This window comes from Cellvibrio sp. KY-GH-1 (assembly GCF_008806975.1).
GTDB lineage: Bacteria > Pseudomonadota > Gammaproteobacteria > Pseudomonadales > Cellvibrionaceae > Cellvibrio.
This window is the reverse complement of the sequence record NZ_CP031728.1, coordinates 1,156,995-1,182,768: the sequence shown is the minus strand read 5'-3', so window position 1 is coordinate 1,182,768 and position 25,774 is coordinate 1,156,995. Positions and strand designations below refer to the sequence as shown.

19 protein-coding genes are annotated in these 25,774 nt (G+C 48.6%); 13 read left to right on the top strand and 6 right to left on the bottom strand.

Annotated elements, in window-relative coordinates; translation table 11 throughout:
* Positions 1-36: 36 nt before the first annotated feature.
* The 6 genes from secD (at position 37) to D0C16_RS04920 (ending at position 10,313) form a co-directional block, all read left to right on the top strand.
* Positions 37-1,950, top strand: a complete 1,914-nt coding sequence (secD, locus tag D0C16_RS04945; RefSeq protein WP_151031286.1) for a protein translocase subunit SecD — start codon at positions 37-39, stop codon at positions 1,948-1,950.
* Between the two features lie 12 nt (positions 1,951-1,962).
* Positions 1,963-3,117, top strand: a complete 1,155-nt coding sequence (gene secF / locus D0C16_RS04940) for a protein translocase subunit SecF (protein ID WP_151031285.1) — start codon at positions 1,963-1,965, stop codon at positions 3,115-3,117.
* A 139-nt stretch (positions 3,118-3,256) separates the two neighbouring features.
* Positions 3,257-5,278 carry a PAS domain-containing protein gene (locus D0C16_RS04935; RefSeq protein ID WP_225318907.1) on the top strand — a complete coding sequence of 674 codons (2,022 nt, stop codon included), beginning with the start codon at positions 3,257-3,259 and terminating at the stop codon, positions 5,276-5,278.
* A 175-nt stretch (positions 5,279-5,453) separates the two neighbouring features.
* On the top strand, positions 5,454-6,605 hold the full coding sequence (locus D0C16_RS04930; protein ID WP_151031284.1) for an efflux RND transporter periplasmic adaptor subunit: 1,152 nt from the start codon (positions 5,454-5,456) through the stop codon (positions 6,603-6,605).
* 6 nt (positions 6,606-6,611) lie between these two features.
* Entirely contained in the window at positions 6,612-9,731 is a 3,120-nt protein-coding gene (locus D0C16_RS04925) for an efflux RND transporter permease subunit (protein ID WP_151031283.1), read from the top strand.
* 9 nt (positions 9,732-9,740) lie between these two features.
* Positions 9,741-10,313, top strand: coding sequence for a TetR/AcrR family transcriptional regulator (locus D0C16_RS04920; RefSeq protein ID WP_151031282.1), 573 nt, complete (start codon positions 9,741-9,743; stop codon positions 10,311-10,313).
* Positions 10,314-10,354: 41 nt separating this feature from the next.
* On the opposite strand, the gene D0C16_RS04915 is transcribed toward D0C16_RS04920, so the two are convergent.
* Positions 10,355-12,460, bottom strand: a complete 2,106-nt coding sequence (locus D0C16_RS04915) for a tetratricopeptide repeat protein (protein ID WP_151031281.1) — start codon at positions 12,458-12,460, stop codon at positions 10,355-10,357.
* 61 nt (positions 12,461-12,521) lie between these two features.
* Positions 12,522-12,992, bottom strand: a complete 471-nt coding sequence (locus tag D0C16_RS04910; RefSeq protein ID WP_151031280.1) for an Lrp/AsnC family transcriptional regulator — start codon at positions 12,990-12,992, stop codon at positions 12,522-12,524.
* 294 nt (positions 12,993-13,286) lie between these two features.
* Between D0C16_RS04910 and adk the strand changes: the two genes are divergently transcribed.
* The 5 genes from adk to D0C16_RS04885 all read left to right on the top strand — a co-directional run bounded on the left by adk (position 13,287) and on the right by D0C16_RS04885 (position 18,493).
* On the top strand, positions 13,287-13,940 hold the full coding sequence (gene adk, locus D0C16_RS04905) for an adenylate kinase (RefSeq protein ID WP_151031279.1): 654 nt from the start codon (positions 13,287-13,289) through the stop codon (positions 13,938-13,940).
* A gap of 126 nt (positions 13,941-14,066) precedes the next feature.
* Positions 14,067-14,783, top strand: coding sequence for a tRNA (adenosine(37)-N6)-threonylcarbamoyltransferase complex dimerization subunit type 1 TsaB (gene tsaB / locus D0C16_RS04900; RefSeq protein ID WP_151031278.1), 717 nt, complete (start codon positions 14,067-14,069; stop codon positions 14,781-14,783).
* Positions 14,784-14,788: 5 nt separating this feature from the next.
* Positions 14,789-16,129, top strand: coding sequence for a M18 family aminopeptidase (locus tag D0C16_RS04895; protein WP_151031277.1), 1,341 nt, complete (start codon positions 14,789-14,791; stop codon positions 16,127-16,129).
* A gap of 215 nt (positions 16,130-16,344) precedes the next feature.
* The gene (locus D0C16_RS04890; RefSeq protein WP_151031276.1) at positions 16,345-17,373 is read left to right on the top strand and encodes a cyclic nucleotide-binding domain-containing protein; all 1,029 of its coding nucleotides are present in this window, start codon (positions 16,345-16,347) and stop codon (positions 17,371-17,373) included.
* Positions 17,374-17,482: 109 nt separating this feature from the next.
* On the top strand, positions 17,483-18,493 hold the full coding sequence (locus D0C16_RS04885; RefSeq protein ID WP_151031275.1) for a tryptophan--tRNA ligase: 1,011 nt from the start codon (positions 17,483-17,485) through the stop codon (positions 18,491-18,493).
* 110 nt (positions 18,494-18,603) lie between these two features.
* Here the strand turns inward: D0C16_RS04885 and bioA are convergent, their stop codons facing one another.
* The 3 genes from bioA to D0C16_RS04870 all read right to left on the bottom strand — a co-directional run bounded on the left by bioA (position 18,604) and on the right by D0C16_RS04870 (position 22,522).
* Complete coding sequence (gene bioA, locus D0C16_RS04880) at positions 18,604-19,929, bottom strand: adenosylmethionine--8-amino-7-oxononanoate transaminase (protein WP_225318906.1); 1,326 nt, start codon at positions 19,927-19,929, stop codon at positions 18,604-18,606.
* Between the two features lie 79 nt (positions 19,930-20,008).
* Positions 20,009-21,580 carry a PAS domain-containing methyl-accepting chemotaxis protein gene (locus D0C16_RS04875; protein ID WP_151031274.1) on the bottom strand — a complete coding sequence of 524 codons (1,572 nt, stop codon included), beginning with the start codon at positions 21,578-21,580 and terminating at the stop codon, positions 20,009-20,011.
* Between the two features lie 102 nt (positions 21,581-21,682).
* Positions 21,683-22,522, bottom strand: a complete 840-nt coding sequence (locus tag D0C16_RS04870; RefSeq protein ID WP_151031273.1) for a flagellar brake protein — start codon at positions 22,520-22,522, stop codon at positions 21,683-21,685.
* A 310-nt stretch (positions 22,523-22,832) separates the two neighbouring features.
* Between D0C16_RS04870 and ttcA the strand changes: the two genes are divergently transcribed.
* Positions 22,833-23,732, top strand: a complete 900-nt coding sequence (gene ttcA, locus D0C16_RS04865) for a tRNA 2-thiocytidine(32) synthetase TtcA (RefSeq protein ID WP_151031272.1) — start codon at positions 22,833-22,835, stop codon at positions 23,730-23,732.
* A gap of 13 nt (positions 23,733-23,745) precedes the next feature.
* On the opposite strand, the gene D0C16_RS04860 is transcribed toward ttcA, so the two are convergent.
* Positions 23,746-24,252 (bottom strand): hypothetical protein, encoded by a 507-nt coding sequence (locus D0C16_RS04860; RefSeq protein ID WP_151031271.1) that lies wholly within the window; start codon positions 24,250-24,252, stop codon positions 23,746-23,748.
* A gap of 342 nt (positions 24,253-24,594) precedes the next feature.
* On the opposite strand from D0C16_RS04860, the gene ald reads away from it, so the two are divergent.
* Entirely contained in the window at positions 24,595-25,704 is a 1,110-nt protein-coding gene (gene ald / locus D0C16_RS04855) for an alanine dehydrogenase (RefSeq protein ID WP_151031270.1), read from the top strand.
* Positions 25,705-25,774 lie beyond the last annotated feature (70 nt).

Below are 25,774 nucleotides of genomic sequence, written 5' to 3'. Positions count from 1 at the left end.
AGGCGAAGTGATCGCCGCTGACAATGGGATATCCCTATGCTAAATCGCTACCCTCTATGGAAATACTTATTGCTAATCTTCGTGACGGCAATCGGTTTTGTTTATTCCATTCCCAATATTTACGTACCCGACCCGGCAGTTCAGGTTTCTGGAGACTCCAGTGCAAAAGTGCTGGATGAAAGCGTGCTCAAAAAAATGGAGCAATCGCTGAAAGAAGCGGGCATTGAATACTTTGGTGCAGAGGTAAATCCAAAGACGGCGATGGTCAGATTGACTTCCCGCGAAGAGCAAATGCATGCGCGTGCTGCGATTCAGCGGTCGCTGGGTGATGGCTTTGTGGTTGCGTTAAATAACGCATCAACTACGCCGGGCTGGTTGCGTTCAATGGGTGCTGAGCCAATGAAGTTAGGCTTGGACTTGGCTGGCGGTGTGCATTTCCTGCTGGAGGTAGATACCGAGTCGGCGGTTGCCAAGCGTCAAGAAATTAACGCGGATGAAATGAAAACCAAACTCCGCGAAGCCAAAATTCGTTATGCGTCAATCGACGCAAATAAAGACAACCAAATTGCTGCTCGTTTTCGCTCGCTTGAGGCTCGCGATAAAGCGTTGAGCGAATTGCGCGGCGATTATCCGAATTTACTATTTAGCAAACCCGACGATAGCGAAGGTGCAACTGAATTCGAATTTAGTGCCACGTTCTCCGAAGCAGCAGTGCGTGAGATTGAAGATTATGCATTGGGCCAAAACCTGATTACGTTGCGTAATCGTGTGAACGAGTTGGGTGTTTCTGAGCCAATGGTTCAGCGTCAAGGTCGCAATCGGATCATTGTACAGCTAGCGGGCATTCAGGATCCTGCAGAAGCCAAGCGTGTGATTGGTAAAACAGCAAATCTCGAGTTCCGTTTGGGGGCTGACGCGAATACCTTAGTTTCGAACAAAGAGTCGTTCCCCTACAAAGATGAGCTTATGCAAATGCAACGCGGAAACGCGGAGCTGGAACGTAAAATTATCGTGACTGGCGATCGAGTCTCTAATGCGACCAGTAGTTTTGACCCTGAGTCAAACCAACCGCAAGTGAACATCACGTTAGACAGCATGGGCGGCACCCAAATGCATCGCGTAACACGCGACAATGTTGGGCGTTCAATGGGTATTCTGTTTATTGAGTACAAAACGCGTACCCAAGTTGTTAAAAATGCAGCGGGTGAAGAAATAGAAAAAACGTCTCAGTACGTCGAGCGTAAAGTAATTAGTTTGGCGACTATTCAAAGTGCCTTGGGCGTGCAGTTCCGTATTACCGGTTTGGATAGTCCAGCTGAAGCTTCCGAGTTGGCGCTGTTGTTGCGCGCTGGTGCTTTGGCTGCACCAATGCACTTCGTTGAAGAGCGGACTATTGGTCCATCACTCGGTGCTGAAAATATTGAAAAGGGCTTGCAAGCAACATTCTGGGGTATGGGTGTAGTTGTTCTGTTTATGGTGGTTTTCTACGGAATGTTTGGCGTGTTTGCGAATATCGCGCTTGCGCTTAACGTATTGTTAATTCTTACCGTCCTTTCGATGTTTGGTGCCACGCTCACGCTGCCAGGTATTGCCGGTATCGTACTGACGATTGGTATGGCTGTAGACGCCAACGTGTTGATCTTCTCGCGGATTCGCGAAGAGTTGAAAAATGGAGCGTCTCCGCAACAGGCCATTTACGCGGGCTATGAGCGTGCGTTTATCACCATTCTTGACTCTAACCTCACAACATTGATCGTGGCGGTAATTCTTTTCGGCATTGGTACTGGCCCTGTTAAAGGTTTTGCGATTACCCTGACCGTGGGTATTTTGACCTCCATGTTTACGGCGATTGTGGGTAGTCGAGCGATCTGTAACCTGGTTTATGGCAGTCGCAAGAATTTGCAAGCTATTGCGATCAATGCATTACCTCCTTTTAACCGTCTGCAGTAAGAGATTTCACTCATGGCTCAAGAATTAAAAATTATTGATTTTATGGGTGTGCGGAAACTGACCTCCGGCATCTCAATTTTTTTAGTGGTAGCTTCGTTGTTATCCATTTTTTTCAACGGAATTAAAGGTGGTTTGGATTTCACCGGCGGGACTCAATTGGAAGTTCTTTTCGATAAGCCGGCGGATCTGGACAAAGTTCGCCACCTGTTAGAAGAGAAGAAAATTACCAGCCCTATCGCTGTCCTGTTCGGTTCCGATAAAGAAGTCATGATTCGGACTCAGGATGAGATGAAGGTCAAAGGGCGTCATGCAGCTGAAGCCAGTTTGTCTGCCGCGGGAGGTTTGTTGGAAGCGGTGGAGCGCCCGACCCGTGAATATGAAGGTTTTGGTGATGTATTGGTAATTGCAAACCTTACTCGTGATGCCATAGAGCAAAAAGGTTTGTTTCCAACAGCGGAGTACGGCCGCATAGAGTTTGCTGTGCGCGAAGGGAAAACACTGGTGGTATTGGAAAAATCATTGGATTCAGTTTACGTAAAACACTTAATTGAAGATCTTGAACAAGCAACTGGCGCAAAAATTCAATTGCGCAGTGCTGAATTTGTTGGTCCGCAAATTGGTGATGAATTGCGCGATCAAGGTGGGTTAGGTTTGCTGACCGCCTTTGCGTTGGTATTTCTTTATGTTGCTGTTCAGTTTCAGTGGAAGTTTTCTGTGGGCGCGATAGTTGCATTGATTCATGACGTGACTATTACCTTAGGTTTTTTCTCCTTCTTCCAATGGGATTTCGATTTAACTGTGCTCGCGGCCATTCTGGCATTGATCGGTTATTCAATTAACGACACCATTGTTATTTATGATCGTATTCGCGAAAACTTCCGCGTGTTACGTAAAATGGATCCGCTCGAAGTAATCAATATTTCGATTACCCAAACCTTGGGGCGGTCGGTTATGACGTCAATGACCGTATTTATCGTTCTCGTCTGCTTGTTTGTATTTGGTGGTGAGTTGCTGCGTGGTTTTTCCACTGCCTTGATTGTCGGAGTAATCGTTGGTACTTATTCGTCAATTTATATCGCGGCGAACATTACCGTTGCCTTGGGTATCGGCAAAGAAGATTTAATGCCCAAAGCCAAAGAGGGTTCAGAGGTTGACGAAATGCCGTAAGGCCTTTTTGTTTAACTACAACAACAGCGCCTGAAGGCGCTGTTGTTGTTTTTGGGGATTGAAAAGCTAAGGCAGGCGCGATTGTTTAATCAAATAATCTGGGGTATCGTCGAGGGTATTCTGTTCAGGGTAATTTCAAATGAATAATCGCAATCCCATGATTGAACACATCAGTTTCAACCCTGCTTTGCAAAATAGTGATGATTTGGCATTGTTGCGTTCAACGGTGGGTCGCTTTCAGCGAATATTCAACGGTAGCGGTTACGGTTTTTGGGAGTGGGATTTACACAGCCAGCACATCGAATGGTCAGGTGGATTCTGGATGCGCCTCGGCTACGGGCCGGAAGATGCTGCAGATATTTGTGATGCAACCAAAGTGCTTATGTATATCCATCCGGACGACCGCGAATTTGCGATAGAGGCGACGCGCCAACATCTGCGCAGTGGCAAGCCCATGGATGTTTCCTATCGTATTAAAACCAAATATGGCGATTACATTTGGACACAGGTGCGCGCAGATTCCCTGCGCGATGACAGTGGCCAGGTGACTGTGATGTCGGGTGTAAATTTCGATATCACCGAAATTAAAAAAGTGGAAGCGGCGTTGCGTGAAAGTGAGGCGCGACAAGTTCGGATTATCCAGGCGTCAAGCGATGGTATTTGGGAGTGGTATGCCGATCGCGGTGGTTTTCATTTTTCACATCGCTGTTGGGAATTGTTGGGGTATGACGACCTGGATGACGTGCTCACCGAGGGTGAAGATCGGTTGAAAATTTGGCGCCGTCATATTTACCCGCAGGACTTAGCCAAGTTCGACAGCGCGTTGGTAGAGCACATGGCTGGGCGCGCACCTTTTGATGTGGAATATCGCCTGATTAGCGTAAAAGGCGAGGTTCGCTGGGTACGTGGCCGTGGGCGCGCGGTATTTAATGAGAAGGGTCAGCCGATCATGATGTCCGGTACCAATTTGGATATCACCGAAGTAAAACGCGCAGAAGAGCGAGTATTGCAGGCAAAAGAACAAGCTGAAAAAGCTAACCGCGCAAAATCTGAATTCCTCTCCAGTATGAGCCACGAATTGCGTACGCCACTGAATGCCATTCTCGGGTACACGCAGTTGTTTGAATATGATGGTAATTTGAAAACGCAACAAATTGAAAACGTACGCGAAATTCGCAAAGCCGGCGAACATTTATTGCAGTTGATTAACGATGTGTTGGATTTAGCCAAAATCGAATCGGGCAATATGACGGTTTCACTGGAGCCGGTGTTGGTATCGCGCTTGTTGGATGAATGTTTCACCCTGGTTCAAACGCAGGCCGATGCCCGCGGTATTCGTTTAACAGCGAGCGTCTCAACGTTTTCAAATACCTATGTCATTGCCGATCATGTGCGTTGCAAACAAGCGCTGCTGAATTTGCTGAGCAACGCGGTGAAATACAATCGTGTGGGCGGCGAAGTTGAAGTTACGCTGGTGGCGCAAGATGAAAAAAAATTGCGCATTAGTGTGCGTGATACCGGACGTGGAATTCCCCTGCAACGGCAACGTGAAGTCTTTCAGCCTTTTAATCGCTTGAGTGCCGAAAACAGCAATATTGAGGGGTCAGGTGTTGGATTGGTAATTACCAAGCAATTGGTGGAGATGATGCACGGCAAGTTGGATTTTGCCAGTACCGAAAACGTTGGAACTACCTTCTGGATGGATTTCCCAGTGGCGGCAGAATGGAATGTGGAGACCTTGCCCCAAAGCAGCAAGAAAGATTACAGCCCGGCTATGCTACAGGTTCAGCGTAAATGCAAAGTCCTTTATGTGGAGGATAATCCGAGCAATATTCGGTTGTTGCAGCAAATTTTTGCGCGCTATCCACAGTTGGAGCTGGATATTGCTGAAGAAGCTTTTTTGGGAATCTATAAAGCGCGCAGCAATAACCCCGATCTGGTGATTCTGGACATTAACTTGCCGGGTATGGACGGTTATGAAGTTCTGTCTGTATTGAAAAATGACCCATCTACCAGCAAGGTTCCGGTGATTGGCTTATCTGCCAATGCAATGCCTTATGATATCGAGCGCGGCCGTAATGCGGGCTTTTTCGATTACCTGACCAAGCCAGTTGATATCAATCAGTTAATCGACGTTTTCAATAAACTCCTGTGCGACTGAACGGGAGTTTTCGCTCAATTTCAATTACCCGCGGTGTTTTTTTCTAGTTATTTCTCAAGGTTACACAATCGTTAATTAATGAAAAGTTACTGGTTTTTCATCAGTTTGACTTTATTATGGATAAAAATGAACAAATGTTCATTATCCGTTTTCCATTGTGTCCCTGGAGTTAGTCATGAGGTCTCGCATTCGCTTTAGGTCAGTGTTGCTGGTGTCCCTGTTGGGCTTGGTGTTGTCGGCGTGTGATGAGAAAAACCAGGCAGCTAAGCCAGCAGGCGGTCCGGTAGAGGTTGGGGTAGTCCCGGTGATTCGTGGTGATGTACCGCTGGAGGCAGAACTTCCGGGTCGAACCAATGCGTTTCGCAAGGCAGAGGTTCGCCCACAAGTGAGCGGAATTATCCAGAAGCGGTTGTTTACAGAGGGTAGTGTGATCAAAGCGGGTATGCCTTTGTATCAAATAGATCCTTCTAGCTATGAGGCTGCCTTGAGCAGCGCCAAAGCAGAGCTGGCGCGCGCTGAAGCTAATTTGGCGGCCGCTGTTGCGCGTGAGTCCCGCTATAAAAGCCTGGTGGCAATCAAAGCCATTAGTCAGCAAGAGTATGACGATGCCCTGGCGACCCTTGGGCAGTCCAAAGCCGGTGTGCAAGTTGCAAAAGCAGGTGTAACTACGGCCAAAATTAATCTCGATTACACCCGCGTGCTGGCTCCGATTGACGGTGTTATTGGCAAGTCCAACGTTACTGAAGGTGCCTTGGTGAATGCTGGTCAAGCGGATGTGCTGGCGGAAATTCAACAGGTTGATCCAATTTATGTCGATGTTTCTCAATCCGCTGATCAGCTTGTACAACTTCGTCGCCAAATGGCAGAAGGAAGTGTCGCCGCTCTGAATTCGGCAAAAGTTCGTTTGTTGCTGGGCGATGGTACTGCCTATGAGCATATAGGCAGTTTGCAATTTGCCGAGGTTGGCGTGAACGAATCCACTGGCACCGTTATTTTGCGTGCGCAGTTTCCCAATCCGGATCGTCTATTGCTGCCCGGTATGTTTGTACGGACTACCTTGGAAGAAGGTATCCAGGCTAATGCTATGTTGGTTTCGCAGCGCGGCGTAACGCGCGATCGCACTGGTAACGCCACAGCCATGATTGTTAATAAAGAGCGTGTGGTTGAAGTGCGCAATATTACCGTTGCTCGTACTGTGGGGGATCAATGGCTGGTATTAACCGGATTGGATGTGGGTGACCAGGTAATTGTGGAAGGCCTGCAAAAAGCGAAGCCCGGTGCTCCCGCAAAAGCGGTTGCTGCAGCTAGTAGCAAAATCGGGGAGTAACCGATCATGGCAAAATTCTTTATTGATCGCCCGGTATTTGCGTGGGTAATTTCAATCATCATTATGTTGGCGGGGCTGCTATCAATTGCGAAGTTGCCCATTGAGCAATACCCGGAAGTTGCGCCACCGTCGGTAAGTATTAGTGCTAATTATCCTGGTGCTTCAGCGCAAACGGTGCAAGATACCGTAATTCAAATTATCGAGCAGGGTTTAACGGGTATCGATAATGTTCAGTACATGTCAGCCACCAGTGATTCTAGTGGTCGCGGTGAAGTGACGGTAACTTTTCAGGCGGGCACTGATCCCGACATCGCTCAAGTGCAAGTGCAAAATAAATTGCAAACGGCGATGCCCCTGTTGCCGCAGGAAGTGCAACAACAGGGAATTCGCGTTACCAAATCATCTGCTGGTTTTTTGATGGTAGCGGCCTTTGTATCCTCCGATGGCCGCATGGATAAATACGATATTGCCGACTATGTGGCGGCGAACGTGCAGGATCAATTAAGCCGTGTGAATGGCGTGGGCCAGATTCAATTGTTTGGTTCGCAGTACGCCATGCGCGTCTGGTTGGATGCTAACAAACTCGCCACTTATAAATTAACTACGGTAGATGTTGTTGCTGCTATACGCGCGCAAAATGCACAAATAGCCGCAGGGGAATTGGGTGGAACTCCAGCGTTACCGGGGCAGCAGATTAACGCCAGTATTGTGGTACAAACCCGATTAAACACCCCTGAGCAGTTTCGCAATATATTGCTTCGCGTTAATCAGGACGGTTCGCAAATTCGGTTGGGCGATGTTGCGCGTGTTGAGTTAGGGGGCGAGAATTATCAATTTGAGACTGAATATAATGATCGCCCAGCAACCGGTTTGGCGGTAACGCTTGCATCGGGCGCTAACGCGCTAGATACCGCTGACTCAGTTCGCAAACGCATTGGGGAATTGGAAAAATTTTTTCCGCAAGGGTTAGAAGTTGTTTATCCCTACGACACCACACCCTTTGTAAAACTCTCGATTGAAAAAGTAGTACATACACTTATCGAAGCCATAGTGTTGGTGTTTTTGGTGATGTATTTATTTTTGCAAAATTTCCGTGCAACCCTGATCCCGACCATAGCCGTGCCGGTAGTGTTATTGGGTACCTTTGCGGTATTGCAAACTTTCGGATTTTCTATCAATACGCTCACCATGTTTGCAATGGTGCTGGCTATCGGTCTGTTGGTGGACGATGCCATTGTGGTGGTGGAAAACGTCGAGCGGGTAATGGCGGAAGATGGCCTCTCGCCGCGCGAGGCAACGCGCAAATCCATGCAGCAAATTACCGGTGCATTAATTGGAATTGCTCTGGTGCTCGCCGCGGTATTTGTACCTATGGCATTTTTTGGCGGCTCGACGGGTGTTATCTACCGTCAGTTTTCTATTACGATCGTTTCGGCCATGGCGTTGTCTGTCATCGTTGCGCTTACGCTTACGCCTGCGCTTTGTGCAAGCATGTTAAAACCGGTTGATGCAGATCACTATCATAAGACCGGCTTTTTCGGCTGGTTTAATCGTAATTTCAATCGCGCAACAGATAAATATCAAACCGGTGTGAAATCTATGCTGGGGCGCACTGGCCGCTACATGTTAATTTATGTAGGGATTGTGATGGTGTTAGGGTTGCTGTTCACTCGTTTACCGGGTTCGTTTCTGCCCGACGAGGACCAGGGGGTTTTATTTACCCAAATGACTTTGCCGGTCGGTGCAACTAAAGAACGCTCCATCGGTGTGATGAATCATGTAGAGAAACATTTTTTAGAAACTGAAAAGGCCAATGTTCGGTCGGTGTTTTCGGTTATTGGTTTTAGTTTTAGCGGCCGGGGCCAAAATAATGGCATCGCGTTTGTAGGTTTGCGTGATTGGAGTGAGCGCAGTAGTGACACTCAACACGTAAAAGCGATTGCAGCTAGAGCAATGGGTGCATTCACGCAAATTAAAGATGCCATGGTGTTTCCATTTGTGCCACCCGCGATTACGCAATTGGGCACGTCATCCGGATTTAATTTGCAATTGCAGGATTTGGGTGGTTTGGGGCACGAAACCTTGATGCAAGCGCGCAATCAATTTTTGGGGGCGGCCGCACAGGATTCTCGTCTGGTGGGTGTGCGTCCCAACGGACAGGACGACAATCCGCAATTTAAACTGGATGTCGATCAGGAAAAAGCGGCCGCGTTAGGTGTTTCCCTTAGTGATATTAACAGCGTTTTTTCCACCGCGTGGGCGGCTAGCTATGTGAATGATTTTATTGATAAAGGGCGAGTGAAAAAAGTATACGTACAAGGCGAGGCTCAATATCGCATGTTACCGGAGGACGTAAAAAACTGGTACGTGCGCAACAACAAAAATGAAATGGTGCCATTTTCTGCATTTACGTCCGGTCGTTGGATTTTTGGTTCGCCGCGTCTAGAGCGCTACAACGGTGTGCCTTCAGTCAATGTTTTGGGGCAGGGGGCGCCTGGCGTAAGTTCGGGTGATGCAATGTTGGCTGCAGAAGAAATTGCTGCAAAATTGCCGGCGGGTATTGGTTATCAGTGGACAGGAATGTCATTACAGGAACGTGAATCCGGTAACCAGGCACCTATGTTGTACGCACTGTCGATTTTAATTGTGTTCCTTTGTCTTGCAGCGCTTTATGAAAGCTGGTCAGTGCCGATTTCGGTGATGCTGGTTGTGCCCTTGGGTGTGATTGGTGCGGTGCTGTTCGCGATGGCGAGAGGGTTGTCTAACGATGTGTATTTCCAGGTTGGTTTGTTAACAACAATTGGTCTTGCTGCAAAAAATGCAATCTTGATTGTTGAGTTTGCCAAAGCACTTTATGAACAGGGCATGGATTTGTTGGAGGCAACTATGGAGGCGGTACGGATGCGTTTACGTCCCATCGTTATGACCTCCCTCGCGTTTATGCTCGGTGTAACACCCTTGGTACTTAGCACGGGTGCAGGCTCAGGCAGCCAGAATGCGATTGGTACCGGCGTATTTGGCGGTATGTTTTCCGCCACTGTGTTGGCCATATTCTTTGTGCCGGTGTTTTTCGTAGTGGTATTTCGCCTGGCCAAGCGCTGGGCACCAGCGAAACACCTGGAGTAATGTAAATTGATGACTAGTAAATGCGAAATAATTTTGGCTGCAACCTTGAAACTATTGGCTAGTAAAGGTTTTCATGGGTTTTCGGTGCGCGATGTTGCTAAAGAAGCTGGTGTTGCAACCGGCACTTTGTATTTGTATTTTGACGATCGTGAAGACCTGATCAACAAATTACATGGTCAAATTATTAATCGGGTAGCGGCCGAGTTGCGCGCAACGCAACAGCATGGTTTGTCGTTAGCGGAACAGTTTAAAAATCTCGGACAAACCTTTTGGCAACTATTTATGCGAGAGCCGGAAATTTTGCTCAGTAAAGGCCAGTTTGATCATCTTCCGCCGGATTTGTTACGCAGCCTGCACGAAGTTGCGCGGCAGGAGCTCACGCCCTTATTTGAGTTTTTCTCACAAGGACGTGATCGCGCCCTGTTGAAAGACTTGCCGGACGATATTTTATTTTCTCTTGGCTTTGAACCCATTTTTGAAATCGCACGCAAGCGTCTACTGGGGTTGATTGACGTGGATGATGATATGTTGGAAAAAATTGTTGCGGCGAGTTGGGAAGCTATTGCACAAAAAAGTTTGTGATCTTTAGTGGAGGCATACGCGTCGAATTTTGAGCGAGCAACTTAATCCCACCAAAGCTCGACTCGGTTTCCTGGTGCGGTAATCATTTGCTTAATTAATTCCACATCCTCAAGGTCCATGCAAAACTCCAGAAGTTCCTGTGCAAATGCATTCAAGTCATCGGGCAAATGCAACAGCATGAACCCCACCGAGTCTGTTTCGGCGCTGTAAATGCGAATACCGAAACGGCGGTCATAATCTTGCAGGGTTTGGATAATATCTTCGGTGTCGAGATTATGGTTAACTGCGTCGGTGCGCGCGATGCGCAAACAGTCGAATTGTGACTCGGCTTGAATTGCAACCAGCTCTGCCATGCCGTCGTACTTTTCTTCTCCCAGCCAGCGCGTAGAACCGATAAAGCAGCGCCAGCCTTGGGGTAGGGCGCGTGTCAGTTTGTGTTGCAGGTGCAGTGCTTGTGTTTCTGGTACTAACACCATGCTGACGCTTTCATCACGCGCGCGGCCGAAATTGTAAGTCGCGTAGCGGTACAGTTGGCCATCCGTGACCTGTTCCATCAGCATATCTATTGTTGCGCGAGCATCGCGGGGTGGCTCACGATGTTTGTTCTCCGTAACCAATTCCAGATTGCGGCGCGCAGACTGCGTGTCGGGATGGTTTTTTCCGAGCCTTTGTTCGCGACTGGTCAATACGTTTTGCGCCATTTCTGTTGCGCGTTCGAGGTCGCCATTTTTGCAATAAATGGAGCCGAGGTTGTGTCTTGCACTTTCAAGTGAGGGGTGGCCTGCTGGTAGGTGTTTTACTTTTATTGCAAGTGCGCGCTCAAACATTTGCTGTGCCTGAGGCAGTTTGCCGAGTTGTTCAGACACTATCCCCAAACCATTGAAGCTGCTTGCGATGGTTAGAAGCGGAATTTCCGCGCCCGCTTTCTTGCTCTCCAGGACCTTTTTGTAAAGACGTCCAGCTTCCGGTAGACGCTTAAGGTTAATGAGCGTAATGGCGTAGTTGTTGAGCGTATCTGCCCATGCACTCGTTGCGACATCGTCGCCCTCTGGTGAGAGTGCCAAAGCGTCGGCATAGGTTTTTGCCGCCGCTTCGTTATCCCCTTGATTGGATTGACTGACAGCCAGGTTGTTCAACGCGTTGAAGCGCGAGCCTGTGCTTACGTGAACGCTCTGCAGTAGTTCCATCTGTTGCGCGCGCATCTTTGCAGAGTCTTCAGCTCGGCCGCATTCATCGTAAAGCAGGGCCAAGTTGTTAAACGCTGCACGAAGCCCTTCTGCGCCGTTTTCACGCTTTTCTTCTTCAGAAATTAATTGTTTGAATTGTGTTTCTGCATCTTCCAAGCGGTAATTTCGGCGCAGCATTTCTGCCAAATTACCTCGACAAACAAAGGTGGAGTCGGCATCTGCTCCGAAGGCTACCGCAGAAAGTAGCACGGCAGATTCGGCTGCTTGCCATGCAACAATTAGGCGGTTTTTGTGTAGCGCTTTTGTGAGTGTTGCATTAGCTTCGTTGGTTAATTGTGCCACTAATTCCTTATCGAGCTTTTTCGCAGTTGAAGTAATGTCCTCCCGCAGTGGTTCTGCTGCAGCTGGCTGCTCCAGATTGAGCGATAACAGCTTGCATTGCGCGCGCAATAGCGCTTGGTCGGGAATGCTGATGCGTCGGAGTTTTATTTCCCTGCGAAGCAGCTGCATGGCGTCGCGCGGTGCGTTCAATTGTATGTGCAGCTCTGCAAGTTCGCTTATCGAATTGGCGAGATCGGCACGCTGGCCTGGCAGCTTTTCTTGCAAAAGGATGCTGCGTTGTAGATAGGGCATGGCCTGAAGCGGCTGGCCAGCAATCTGGTGAAAATTGGATAAGGCGCTTAGCAGTGGCAAAATGACTTCCGGGTCATCCCCGAAATGGGTTTCAGAGAGTATCAGCATCTGTTCGCTGATCGTTATTGCTCGAATGTAATCATCCCTGTTGATAGCGTCGCCCATTTGTTGTTGGAGTGCCTGAATTTCGGCAATCACCTGTTCCATTCCTTCGTTATCTGCAGCAGCTTCCAGTTGTTCCTCGCGCGATTGCTGTGTGCCGCGATACACCCATAGCCCCCACAGCAACAAGGCGCCGACAAAGATCAGCACTGAGAGAATATCCATTCACCATTCCTGCTTATTATTTTTTGGCTATTAAATGGAAGTAATCGGGCCAGGTGAAAATCTAAATGGGGAGTTGCGTGGTGAATTTCACTTGTTTTAACGCAAACGCGGAGTTGATTGAGCCGATATTGGGCAAATGAATTAGCGTTTGCTTCATGAGGCGTTCGTAGTGCTCAACGCTCTCCACGACCACACGCAGGACGTAATCTTTCTCACCGCTGGTTGAATAGCATTCAACTACTTCGGGAATAGCTTGGACAGCTTGCTCGAAAGCTTCTAACGAACTGGCATCATGGTTTTTGATCGTAATGTACGCGTGAACTGTAACCCCGAGGTTGAGGAGTTTGGGGTCTAGCAAGGTTACCTTGCCGCGAATCACACCTTCGGTTTCCAGGCGTTTGAGCCGGCGCCAGCAGGGAGTGTGGGATAACCCAATCATATTGCCCAGGTCAGCCATGGAATAATCGGCATTTTCCTGCAGGGCGCGCAATATCTTGCGGTCGTATTCATCAAGTTCAATGGTAGTGGACATGGTCGTATCCTGATTGATTGTAGTTATCCGGTCATTCTAGGATGAAAATTTTCCATGGGCAATGAAATGAGGATGCGTTTCATAATGTTTGTGCTTATAAGCTGGTTATAAGTAAAAAATCCTTTCGAACTGGCGTTTTGCTAGGAAGATGCTTTACCCGGATATTGTGATTGGCTTTCCGGGCGTGTATCGTAACGCCTCTTTTGTAGGGCGTTTTATGCCGGTGTTTCGTGGTCAAGGGCAGCCTGAATTGCTTCTTGGTCCGATAAAAATAATGCTGAGGAGCAATCCGAGATGAGAGTAATACTGTTGGGCGCGCCAGGGGCAGGCAAGGGTACTCAAGCGCAATTGATTATGGAGAAGTTTGGTATTCCACAAATTTCTACCGGCGATATGCTGCGCGCTGCTGTAAAAGCTGGCACCACCCTGGGTTTGCAAGCCAAAGATATTATGGCAGCTGGTGGTCTTGTGCCCGATGATTTGATTATTTCCCTGGTGAAAGAGCGCATCGCTTCAAGCGATTGTTCAAACGGTTTTTTGTTTGATGGCTTTCCTCGCACTATTCCACAGGCCGAAGCGATGCTTGATGCCGGTGTCGATATTGATCACGTGATCGAAATTCATGTTCCTGATGAAGAGATAGTGTCCCGTTTAAGTGGCCGTCGTGTCCATGAAGCTTCAGGTCGTGTTTACCATGTTATCCACAACGCTCCTAAAGTTGCCGGCCATGATGATTTAACCGGCGAACCTCTGATCCAACGTCCGGACGATAAAGAAGAAACAGTGCGTAAGCGTTTAGGCGTTTACCACGATCAGACTGAGCCGTTGGTAGGCTTCTATCAGGATCTGGCTGCATCGGGCACTAGCAAAGCGCCCAAATATACTCGTATTAGCGGTATCGGCAGTGTTGACGGAATTCGCCAGCAGTTGTTGACTGTATTAGGCTAGTTTCTCCCTGCCACATTAAAAAAATAGGCTCTACGGAGCCTATTTTTTTATGGAATTTTTACTAATTTATTCATCTTAGTCTCAGTGCTAGTGCGCGGGATGTCAGATATCGATTAATGGTTTGTTATGAGTCTTATTCTCGCCCTGGATTCGTCTACCGATGCTTGTTCTGTTGCCTTGTATGCAGATGGAGCAGTGACTTCTTTGTTTGAATTGGCGGCCAAAAGCCATACCCAGCGGCTCTTGCCAATGGTAGATGAACTCTTGCGAGCGAAAGGTTGTGAACTGGGTGATCTGGACGCTATTGCTTGCGGACGTGGGCCGGGTTCATTTACCGGGTTGCGTATTTGCGCCGGCATTGTTCAGGGGTTGGCGTTTGGGGCCAATTTACCGGTAGTTCCTGTGTCCACGTTGGAAGCTATGGCCCTCGGCTTTTATCGTAATAACCAAGAGTCCTTGCCGGTGCTGGTGGCGCTGGACGCGCGCATGAATGAGGTGTACTGGGGGCTGTTTGTTCGCAATGGCGATTTGGTTTCGGTTTTAGCGGAAGAAGCCTTGATGCCTCCAGAGTTGCTGGTCGATCAACCTCAAATTCTGGATCAACAACAGCGATACGTTGGTATTGGTCCAGGTTGGCATTATCCAGCGATGCAGGTGTTGAATCCCGTTGCGCAATTTCAGGATGTGCATCCCCATGCTGAAAATATGGCCTGGATTGCGGCGGCAAAATTTAGTGAAGGACAAACTGTCTCAGCGCAGGATGCACAGCCAGTGTACCTGCGCGATTCGGTTTCCTGGCAAAAGCGGCAACGAATTCGTAACTCCAATGATTTTCTGGTGTGAGACCTATGGCAAATTCCCTTTCTCTCAATGATTTCAATGCGGGATTGATGCAATTCCTGCAGGCGTCGCCAACCCCTTTCCATGCTACGCGCAATCTCGCAAATCGGTTGTTGGCAGCCGGTTTTATCCCACTCTACGAGGGTGATTCCTGGCAGTTGGAGGTTGGCAAGCGCTACCTGGTAACCCGCAATGATTCGTCCATTATCGCGTTTGTGTATGGCAAATCGCCGTTGGTGGACAAAGGAATTCGCATGCTGGGCGCTCACACGGACAGCCCCTGTTTAAAAGTGAAACCGCGTGCAGAGTTGAATCGTCGAGGTTACTTCCAGTTAGGTGTAGAGGTTTACGGCGGAGCGCTGTTGGCACCTTGGTACGATCGTGATTTATCCATGGCGGGTAGAGTGTCATACCGTAATCAAGAGGGCGAAGTTGCCAGTGTGTTGCTGGATTTTTCTCGCGCTGTTGCCATTATTCCTAGTCTGGCGATCCATTTGGATCGCGAAGCCAATAGCGGTCGCTCTATTAACGCCCAAAAAGACATAGTTCCATTAGTACTACAACTTGCCGCCGAGGATTTGCCCTTGCCGGATTTTCGCAGTCTGCTTCATGCTGAGTTACAACAACAATTTCCGGATTTAGCCGTTGAGCAAGTACTGGATTATGAAATCAGTTTTTACGATACCCAGGGGCCCACATTTGTAGGCTTGGAGCAAGACTTTATTGCCAGTGCAAGACTGGATAATTTATTGAGTTGTTTCATTGGCTTGGAGTCGATTCTTCAAGCTGGTGATGAGGTATCGAGCCTATTGATTTGTACGGATCATGAAGAGGTTGGTAGTGCGTCTTGTTGTGGCGCCAAGGGCCCAATGTTGCAGCAGTTTTTAGAGCGACTTTTACCGGAGGTAGATACGCGAGTGAGAGTCATTGAGCGTTCCATGATGATCTCAGCCGACAATGCTCACGGTATTCATCCAAACTTTATGGACAAGCATGATGAAAATCATGGCCCCTTGCTGAATCGCGGCCCCGTCATCAAGGTTAATGCCAACCAGCGTTATGCAACCACGAGCGAAACCAGTGCCTTGTTTCGCCTGTTTTGTGAAAAAGCGGGCGTTCCCGTGCAGGCGTTTGTGGCGCGTACCGATATGGGTTGCGGCAGTACTATCGGCCCAGTCGTTGCCTCTGAAGTTGGTGTTAAAACGATTGACGTTGGGTGCCCGACCTTTGCGATGCATTCAATTCGTGAGTTGGCGGGAACTAAAGATGGTTGGTGGTTGTACCAGGCAGGAGTAGAATTTTATAACTATGCTAAAGCGCCTATCGCCTTGGTAACCTTGCCTGGATAAAGTTGCGCTTTCACACGGTATTTCGGGCGGTTGTTGGTTGTGGATGAACGCGCAATCGCTCGCATCTAGTTTGTGACCCAGTGCTAAGACTGGGTAGGAGTCTGCCCTTTGTTTCAGGGAGATGTTTATAATCGCGCCGATTTCTCTAATAAAAATGCTTTTGCCTTAGCTGATTTCTGGTTGGGGCGAGTGAGTTAGACAAGCGGAGCTGAAAAATGGCGATTAGCCTTGATGTATTAGCGTCCTTCGCACCTTTCAATACTTTGAGCCACGAGTACCTGGTTCAAGTCGCAGAGAAGGCCAATCTGCGGGAAGTCTCCAAGGGAACGATTATCTTCAAGCGCGGGCGACCATTTCCTGAAAAAGTATACCTGGTAGGTGGAACAGTCGATCTTATCGATTCCAGCTTCCAGGTAAGTACCATTAATCCGGCGAGTGAGTCCCGGCGATCCCCTTTGAATATTACCCAGCCAACCCAGGTGTCAGCGGTTGCTAAATCTGACGTGACCTTGCTTGCGGTAGATAGTGATTTTATCGATCTGGTTTTGGCTTGGAGTGAATCCAGCGATGAGGATGTGGATACCTCTGGCGTGAGTCTGCATGACGATAATGACTGGATGTCCTCACTTTTGCAGTCACCCCTTTTTAGTCGTTTGCCCCCGGCCAATATTCGCCAATTGTTTATCCGTTTTAGCGGGCACAAAGTCCAAGCGGATGAAGTGGTGATCAAGCAAGGTGAGCGGGGTGATTACTTTTACGTGCTGGAGTCCGGAAGTGCCATGGTGATGGACACAGCAGGAAAGATCTTGGCGGCGTTACGCCCAGGGAACTATTTTGGTGAAGAGGCTCTGGTGGGTGATACCACACGCAATGCCACCGTAAAAATGATTACCCCTGGCAAAATTATGCGTTTGAAAAAAGAGGATTTCCGTGAGTTGTTGCAGGAGCCAATTCTCAAGTTTGTTACAGCGGATGATCTGAAAAACCGAGCCCCTGAATTACCCGCGTATCAAATTCTGGATGTACGTTTGCCATTAGAACGGCGTATGCAATCAGTACCCGATAGCCGAAACATTCCCTTGAATCAATTGCGCAACCAGTTAAAAAATCTGGATGATGCGGTGACTTACGTCGTGACCGATGATTCCGGACGCCGCAGTGATGTCGCTGTGCATTTATTGACCCAAGCGGGTTTTGATAGCTGCGTTTTGCGCAACGCGGCACAATATTACGGCGGTATCTAGGCTTTTCCCTCGCGTCCAACACATCGGTTAAGCTGCAAATTGTTACGGCTTACCTGTATGATGTCGCCCTGAATTTTTTACCCCTTTGATCATTGGCAGACAGGGCACTATGAACAAACATCGTGTTTTAACCGGAATTACCACCACAGGCACTCCGCATTTGGGTAACTACGTAGGCGCAATCCGTCCTGCAATTCAAGCCAGTCAAAAAGCGGAGGTGCAATCGTTTTATTTTCTAGCGGATTTCCATGCATTGATCAAATGCCAGGAGCCGGATCTGGTTCATCAATCAACCCGTGAAATCGCGGCCACCTGGTTAGCGTTGGGGTTGGATACGGATAATGCGATTTTTTATCGCCAATCAGATGTACCGGAAATTCCGGAACTTTGTTGGGTGTTAACGTGTAATGCTGCCAAAGGTTTGATGAATCGCGCACATGCTTACAAAGCGTCAGTTGATGCGAATCTTGAAGCCGGTGAGGACCCTGATTACGCCATTACGATGGGTTTGTACTCGTATCCGATTTTGATGGCGGCAGACATCTTGATGTTTAACGCCCACAAGGTTCCGGTGGGGCGTGACCAAATTCAACATATTGAAATGGCTCGCGATATAGCTGCGCGCTTTAATCATCATTATGGCGAGCACTTTGTCCTACCTGAAGCTGTGGTGGACGATAATGTAGCGGCGGTATTGCAAGGGTTGGATGGCCGCAAGATGAGTAAAAGTTACGGAAATACCATCCCGTTATTTCTCCCTGAAAAACAATTAAAGAAATCGATTAATAAAATTCTTACCAATCTATTAGAGCCAGGCGAACCAAAAGATCCCGATACTTCTCCGGTATTTCAAATCTGGCAGGCATTTGCAACACCCGATCAAACCACTTACATGCGTGAGCAATTTGCTGCAGGTATTGCGTGGGGTGAAGCCAAAAAGCAATTGTTTGAGTTAATTAATGGCCAGCTTGCAGAGGCCCGTGATAAGTACGAAACATTGCTGGCCAACCCCGCTCATATTGAAGAAGTTTTACAGCAAGGGGCAGAAAAAGCGCGAGCTTACAGTAAACCGCTTCTAGAAAAAGTGCGCGAGGCTGTTGGAATTCGCAAAATCAAATAACTGTATTTGTTAATAAAAATAAACCCCGCAAATGCGGGGTTTTTTGTATTCAAAGGAACGCATATTGTTAAAGGGGAATTGCTTCAAGAAAATGTTGCTACGAAAAAGTTTTATTGCGCCTGTAGGGCGACAACTTTTAATACAGCAGAGGTCAGGCGACTTAATTGTTCGCTATTGATTACAAATGGCGGCATTAAATAGACAATTTTTCCAAACGGGCGAATCCAGACTCCATGTTCCACGAATAGCGGTAGGAGCTTGCTGGTATCTATATCGTCCGCGAGTTCAACTACGCCGATTGCGCCCAAAACCCGCACATCAGTCACGTACGAAAATTCTTTGCACGGCGCAAGCTCTTCGCGTAATTGTTGGCTGATCGCCGCTACTTTTTCCTGCCAATTGGAGTTGAGTAGTAGGTCGATACTCGCGTTGGCAACAGCACAGGCAAGTGGATTGGCCATATAGGTTGGGCCATGCATAAATGCCGGATTTTCGCCGCTACTAATTCCGTTGCTGACTTTATCGTTACACAGTGTTGCAGCGAGGGTGATGTAACCCGCGCTCATGGCTTTACCCAGGCACATAATATCGGGACTAATCCCTGCATATTCACAGGCAAATAATTTTCCAGTGCGGCCAAAGCCGGTTGCGACTTCATCCACAATCAATAAAATTTCATGTTTGTCACAAAGCTCCCGTACCCGACGCAAATAATCTGGTGAATAAAAACGCATGCCACCGGCGCCTTGAACTATCGGCTCAACAATAACCGCTGCAATTTTTTGGCGATGTTGCTGGATGAGTTGAGCAAATTTGCCAATATGGGATTCCTGAAAGGGTTCATCAAACTTACAGGCCGGGGCATCGGCAAACAAATGGTGCGCAAGTGAGTGATGAAATAAATGGTGCATTCCCGAGTGCGGATCGCATACCGACATAGCGCCAAAGGTATCACCGTGATAACCACGCTTAAGCGTAAGAAAGGTTGTCCGCTGCGGTTGGCCCTGTGCGTGCCAGTATTGGATCGCCATTTTCAGCGCAATTTCCACCGCTACTGAACCAGAGTCAGAGAAGAAAACTTTGTTTAATCCTGCTGGTGTGATTTTGGCGAGCGTGCTGGCCAGTTTTACCGCGGGTTCGTGGGTAATGCCGGCGAACATCACGTGCGCCATTTTACCTAACTGATCAATAACGGCTTGGTTCAATACCGGGTGATTGTAGCCGTGCAAGGTGCTCCACCAGGACGACATTCCGTCGATCAATACACGACCATCGGCCAAGTGCAGCTCTACCCCTTGCGCATGGCTGATCGGAGTAATTGAACCCGGCTGATTAAAATTGGTATAGGGGTGCCAGACGTGGGCACGGTCCAAGCGTAGTAAATCGTGGTGGGCAATTTCCTGATTATAAATCATGGTGGTTCCGGCAATATTCATACAGATTTCATCATAACATCACTAAGCTTAACGCCAATTATCTGAAAGACCAGAATAAGTAACGTTAATCCGCAGGCGATTAATTAAATCTGACGATCAAATCCAACTGTTTTTGCGATAGCTTTTCCATTTCACCGTTTAATTCGTCTGCGGCACCTATTTCTTGTTGGGTTTGGTTCGAAATGCTGGCAATCGATAGAGTGTTGCGTTCAATTTCCATCGCCATCGACGATTGCTCTTCGGCGGCAGCGGCGATTTGGTGGGACATTTGATCAATCGCATTAACAGAATCAGAAATAGAGGCGAGGGCGGCGTTAACATTGCCCATTTCACTAACACTGCGGTCAGCTAACGCGAGGCAGTTTTTCATATTGGCGCTTGCATCCTCAGTTGCTTTTCCCAGAGCCGCAATAATTTGCTGAATATCACCCGTAGATTCCTGGGTGCGCTGCGCGAGTGAACGAACTTCATCCGCAACCACCGCAAAGCCGCGGCCCTGTTCGCCGGCACGGGCCGCTTCGATGGCAGCATTTAACGCCAACAAATTGGTCTGTTCGGCGATTCCGCGGATGACATCGACCACACTGGCAATCCTGCTACTGTCTTCGCTCAGTTTATTCAGCACATTTCCCAGATTGCTAACGGTTTTTGAAAGATTATCTATGGCGTGGCGCGCGCCTTCAATTACTCCATTGCCTTTATTGACCTCGTTAATCGCTGTGCCCGTTGCGATGGATGTCTGATTGGCGCCACTCGCCACTTCCTGTACCGCTTGCGCCATTTGTTGCATCGCGCTGGCAACACCGGCAGTTTCCTGTTGTTGCGCGGTCATACCTTCATAAGTTTTACGCGCTTGATTGTGCGCGGCTTCGGCTTTTTGTTGCAGCTCGCGAGATGACTCGCCAAAGCGTCCAAGCGCGGTGCGTAAACGGGATTCAATCGCATGTTGGGCAAGGCTAATTTCACCCAGTGCGTCACACCGACCTGTGTAAATGTACGCGGCGAGTGGATCATGAATAATAGCTCTGGCATCTTTTAAGGCTTGGGCGATACGACTTTGTTGTAACAGCTGCGCTACCAGGCCAACAACCAACGAAACAACGACCGAGCCGATAATTCCACCGGTAGTTATCGAGCTGGAAACTGCGGCGGCTATGACTAATAAAATTAAACTGGACAGCGCCACGAGGGTGCTGTTGCCACAGCTGCTCCATAGTTTTTCGAACGTTGAATAAGCAGGCTTGCCTTGATTAAGGCGGATATAAACTGCCTCAGCACGGGCAACCACTGCTGGGTCTGCTTTTACTCGTACGGATTCGTAGCCATAGATTTGGCCATTTTGGCGCAGCGGGGTGATATAAGCATCTACCCAATAGTGATCACCGTTTTTGCAGCGGTTTTTAACAATTCCCATCCAAGGGTTGCCCGCCTTTAACGCAGTCCAGAGCATACCAAAGGCGGCTGCCGGCATATGAGGGTGACGGAGGATATTGTGTGGCTGCCCAATTAATTCATCATGGCTGTAACCGGAAATGCGGCTAAAAGTCGCGTTACAGAACTCAATATCGCCCCGCAGATTTGAGGAGGAAACAATTTCATCTTTGGTGTGCAAATGAACTTCGCGTCCGGTGACATTGCCATTGTTGCGCATAGATAGATCCTGTTGTTCAAAAGCAAAACGAGTAGCCTAGACATTAAAGGCTAGACCAAAGTCGAGAAAACTCTAGTAATTATCTGATTTTATTACTGTTTATCAGGCTGCTGCGAATCGCTCAGGTGCTTTGTGTGCTCGGCTTGGGTACGTAAATTCCGGCTCGCCGGTAGTTCGAAATTGGGATTCGAACAGAAATCGGGTCAGCGCCGCGCGCTTTTCCTCCTCCAGGTCCAAAAACTCAATACTGATTTGGGTGTGACGGTAAGGGCTCCGTCCCATACGAAACGCGCAGATGCGCGCCTTACAGCGGATCTGCAATTCATCGGTTAAGTTGACTTCACACAGCGGCAGGTGCGCGCCGTGACGCAGAAAGGGAAGTAGGTTGCCCGCGACTATTAAGCGCAGGCCGCCGCTGGAAATGTCCTGCAAGGTACCGAAGCAAGGCTCTTGTCCGAGGGTGCGAATTTTTACGCTCAGCGGCGATTGATGGCCGATGGCATAACGTGGTGCGCTACGTCTTGGAGTGTAAACAGCGAACTCAGGTAGCTCTATCGCGAAGCCTGCGGCACCATAGTTTGAACCCAGGGCGACCACCGGGGCGCGAACTACCAACTGCTCGCCGTTGCGATGGTGGCGCAGGGTGATGTCGTCGCCTGCATCCAGAATCAGTTGTTGGGGGAATAAATCATCCAGCCAGAGCAGGCCGCGATCTATATCTACCGCGAGGATCATGCTTTGGTAGACGCGGCTGGCAGAGCCAATCTTGATTTCGAGTAGCTGTCGCGTTTTTTGCAGCTCCCACAATGGTAGGTATTGATCGGGAACCTGAATGTCAGCCGATAACCCCGTTTCACCGCTGATTGAATCAGCAGGAGCAGCGATTTTCTTCTCACTGGAGTTGCGCCCAGTTTTTTTAAAGAATTTATCGAACAACGACATTACGACCTCCTCGCGGCAATTATTCTCCCCCAGACGAGCTGTTCCAGGGGGGCTAACCAGGTTAGAGCAAGCCCTGTGCCATAGAGATTTTTAATAAAAAATCAGACGATTGTGAACGGAATTTGTAGCCAAGGATCGTGATTGGTTGAGGTTCAAGGCGCATTTGCTTCAATTTTGTCCAGTTGTCCAAGTATAGACCGGCAAGCCGTTGCCGCGTGGCAGATTGATTTCCACTTGCGGGTAAAATCCGTACAATGCGCGCCTCGCCGATTTACCGCGCGGTTATGCCTTTAAACATGAGCCTTACCCCATGAAAGAGTTACACGAACGTAAAGACCGTCTTGAATTCAATAAACTGCAGAAACGCCTGCGTCGTTTGACCGGTTCGGCGATTGTCGATTACGGCATGATTGAAGAGGGCGACAAGGTAATGGTGTGCCTGTCAGGGGGTAAAGATTCCTACACTATGCTGGATATTCTGCTGAGCCTGCAAAAAACTGCGCCCATTTCGTTTGAGTTGGTGGCGGTGAATATGGATCAGAAGCAACCTGGTTTTCCTGAGCACATACTTCCTCAGTATCTCACTGAGTTGGGCGTGCCTTTTCATATTATCGAGCGCGATACCTACAGTATCGTGAAGGAAGTGGTTCCCGAAGGAAAAACTACCTGCGGACTTTGTTCGCGTTTGCGTCGTGGTACCTTATATGGATTTGCAGATGAAATTGGCGCTACCAAAATCGCCTTGGGTCATCACCGCGACGACATTATCGAAACCTTGTTTTTGAATATGTTTTATGGCGGCAAGATCAAAGCTATGCCGCCTAAACTGCTATCCGATGATAAACGCAATATTGTCATTCGTCCGCTTGCTTACTGTGCGGAAGAAGACATTGCTCATTTTGCGGAGCTGAAAGGCTTCCCGATTATTCCCTGTAATTTGTGCGGGTCTCAGGAAAATTTACAGCGGCAGGTCGTAAAAGACATGTTGCATCAGTGGGAGCGTCAGTATCCTGGTCGCACCGAAACAATTTTCTCTGCCATTCGCAATGTGCAGCCATCGCAATTGGCGGACGTGAAATTATTTGATTTCCTGAACCTTGAGTCGCAGCAAGTGAGCGATACAGAGGGTGAAGACGCCTGCGGAATTACACCTCAAGCGATGCGTCGCGATGAAGGTGTACAGTTTATGGATGTACTGGATATTCAATAAACGCCAGTGAGTTTTATGCAACCAGTTTATGGTTGTCTTCTGCATTCATTGTTGAGCAATATGTGGAAATAAATTCTTCCGCATTACGAACGCAACCTGTGCCATTGTCAAAGCACTTGGCCCAGAGTTGCGCTAAACCGTTTACGTCAACTGTTTTACCTAGCTCAGTATTGTTTGATTTATAAATCATCCAGGCTATCGCCGTTGCGTAACCCCAATTGCTAATTAATTCCTGGTGTGGATTTTTGAGAAATTGCTGCTGGCTTGCAAAGCCGCGCACCGAGGACGCCAGTTCTGGAAATTGGATTAAGTACTTATCCCACACGTCGCGATGTTTTTCCGACGTAATCCGGTAAATGCCCAGCCCCTGTCGCTCCGCATAATAGTGATGCTCACGCAACAGTGATTCCTGTGTAGCCGTTCCCAGCAGCAAATCCGCATTGCTGTCGGAGAAATCGCCCAATGCTTCCAGGCAAGGTTTAATTATTTGTGCGCGCAAATCACTCACATAAATGCTCATAACTACCTCGTTGCTCCATTTTTTGTCACAAGCCTGCCCGATTTGTCAGTTCGCTATCGATAACTGACAAGTTGCGCAAACTCTTTAACTGGAACTGTGTCAAAAAACACTCGTTAACTCTGTACCAGCATAAGTTGCGCCAACTTTGTGTTTCGCTCGGTGGTCAGCAATTTGTATAGGGCATTGCTTAAAAATTCCGTCTTCTCCTGAATTGAGTATGGATCAATCCGGCGGATTGATATAAACATTTTTTCGCGAAAAATTGGTGGTGCTAAGAGATTAAACATCTAAAAACACTGACTATACTCGATGTAATGGTGCGGACAAAAACGGGATGCAGATATGCATATTGGAGTTCCCAAAGAAATAAAAGTCGGTGAAAACCGCGTTGCTTTGACGCCAGCAGGTGCTGCTGAACTGCATTCAGCCGGGCACGACGTTTATGTGATGCGTGGTGCCGGTGTTGCAGCGGGTTTCAACGATGCTCAGTACCAGCTTGCCGGTGCGCAATTGTGTGATTCACTGGTTGATCTTTATAGCGTTGCCGAACTGATCATTAAAGTGAAAGAGCCGCAAGTGCAGGAATATACATTGTTAACCGCTCGCCACTGTTTGTTTACCTATCTGCACCTTGCTGCGAGTCGCGCATTGACGGATGCGTTGCTTGCGTCAGGCGCAACTTGCATCGCGTATGAAACCCTGACGGATGCCCAAGGGCGTTTGCCATTGTTGGCACCTATGTCTGAAATCGCGGGCCGCGTGGCGGTGCAGGCGGGGGCGCATCATCTGGAGGCGGCACAAGGCGGGAAAGGTGTCTTGCTCGGTGGAATTCCTGGTGTGGCTCCTGCCAATGTTTTAATTCTTGGCGGTGGTGTTGTGGGTGCCAATGCGGCGGCTATGGCGGTGGGATTGGGCGCGCAGGTTAGGGTGATGGATAAATCCATCGCGCGATTGCGTCAGCTGGATGATTTATGGCGTGGCCGGGTTCTTTGCGAATATGCAGTTCAGGAAAAAGTAAATGAATATGCGCGCGCGGCAGATTTGATTATTGGTAGTGTGCTAAACACCGGCGCCAGCGCGCCCCGGCTGATTGATCGTGCGCTTATTCGCACTATGGAACCCGGTAGCGTGTTGGTGGATGTTGCTATCGATCAGGGCGGTTGCTTTGAAAGCTCAAGGGCGACAACCCATCAGCAACCAACCTACGTTGAGGAAGGGGTGATCCATTATTGTGTGGCCAATATCCCCAGCGCAGTTGGGCGCACCGCAACCCTTGGATTAACCAATGCAACGCTCGCCTACGTACTTCGGTTGGCGAATGAAGGGCTTGCATGCCTGAAGGCGGATTCAGGTTTTCGCGCCGGGTTGAATATTTGTCGCGGTCAGCTTACCCATGCTGGTGTAGCTCAATCATTTGGGGTAACAGCAGTGGATCCGCTTTCGCTCTTGTAAGTTGATTTTTCTATAGAAAATAAAGCTATTGATTCGGGCGGCTTGGGCAATATTGATCTATACTCGAGTC

Coding starts and splice junctions, on each gene's coding strand:
- secD (WP_151031286.1), top strand. CDS start 37: ATGCTAAATCGCTACCCTCTATGGAAATACTTATTGCTAATCTTCGTG.
- secF (WP_151031285.1), top strand. CDS start 1,963: ATGGCTCAAGAATTAAAAATTATTGATTTTATGGGTGTGCGGAAACTG.
- D0C16_RS04935 (WP_225318907.1), top strand. CDS start 3,257: ATGAATAATCGCAATCCCATGATTGAACACATCAGTTTCAACCCTGCT.
- D0C16_RS04930 (WP_151031284.1), top strand. CDS start 5,454: ATGAGGTCTCGCATTCGCTTTAGGTCAGTGTTGCTGGTGTCCCTGTTG.
- D0C16_RS04925 (WP_151031283.1), top strand. CDS start 6,612: ATGGCAAAATTCTTTATTGATCGCCCGGTATTTGCGTGGGTAATTTCA.
- D0C16_RS04920 (WP_151031282.1), top strand. CDS start 9,741: ATGACTAGTAAATGCGAAATAATTTTGGCTGCAACCTTGAAACTATTG.
- D0C16_RS04915 (WP_151031281.1), bottom strand. CDS start 12,460: ATGGATATTCTCTCAGTGCTGATCTTTGTCGGCGCCTTGTTGCTGTGG.
- D0C16_RS04910 (WP_151031280.1), bottom strand. CDS start 12,992: ATGTCCACTACCATTGAACTTGATGAATACGACCGCAAGATATTGCGC.
- adk (WP_151031279.1), top strand. CDS start 13,287: ATGAGAGTAATACTGTTGGGCGCGCCAGGGGCAGGCAAGGGTACTCAA.
- tsaB (WP_151031278.1), top strand. CDS start 14,067: ATGAGTCTTATTCTCGCCCTGGATTCGTCTACCGATGCTTGTTCTGTT.
- D0C16_RS04895 (WP_151031277.1), top strand. CDS start 14,789: ATGGCAAATTCCCTTTCTCTCAATGATTTCAATGCGGGATTGATGCAA.
- D0C16_RS04890 (WP_151031276.1), top strand. CDS start 16,345: ATGGCGATTAGCCTTGATGTATTAGCGTCCTTCGCACCTTTCAATACT.
- D0C16_RS04885 (WP_151031275.1), top strand. CDS start 17,483: ATGAACAAACATCGTGTTTTAACCGGAATTACCACCACAGGCACTCCG.
- bioA (WP_225318906.1), bottom strand. CDS start 19,929: ATGAATATTGCCGGAACCACCATGATTTATAATCAGGAAATTGCCCAC.
- D0C16_RS04875 (WP_151031274.1), bottom strand. CDS start 21,580: ATGCGCAACAATGGCAATGTCACCGGACGCGAAGTTCATTTGCACACC.
- D0C16_RS04870 (WP_151031273.1), bottom strand. CDS start 22,522: ATGTCGTTGTTCGATAAATTCTTTAAAAAAACTGGGCGCAACTCCAGT.
- ttcA (WP_151031272.1), top strand. CDS start 22,833: ATGAAAGAGTTACACGAACGTAAAGACCGTCTTGAATTCAATAAACTG.
- D0C16_RS04860 (WP_151031271.1), bottom strand. CDS start 24,252: ATGAGCATTTATGTGAGTGATTTGCGCGCACAAATAATTAAACCTTGC.
- ald (WP_151031270.1), top strand. CDS start 24,595: ATGCATATTGGAGTTCCCAAAGAAATAAAAGTCGGTGAAAACCGCGTT.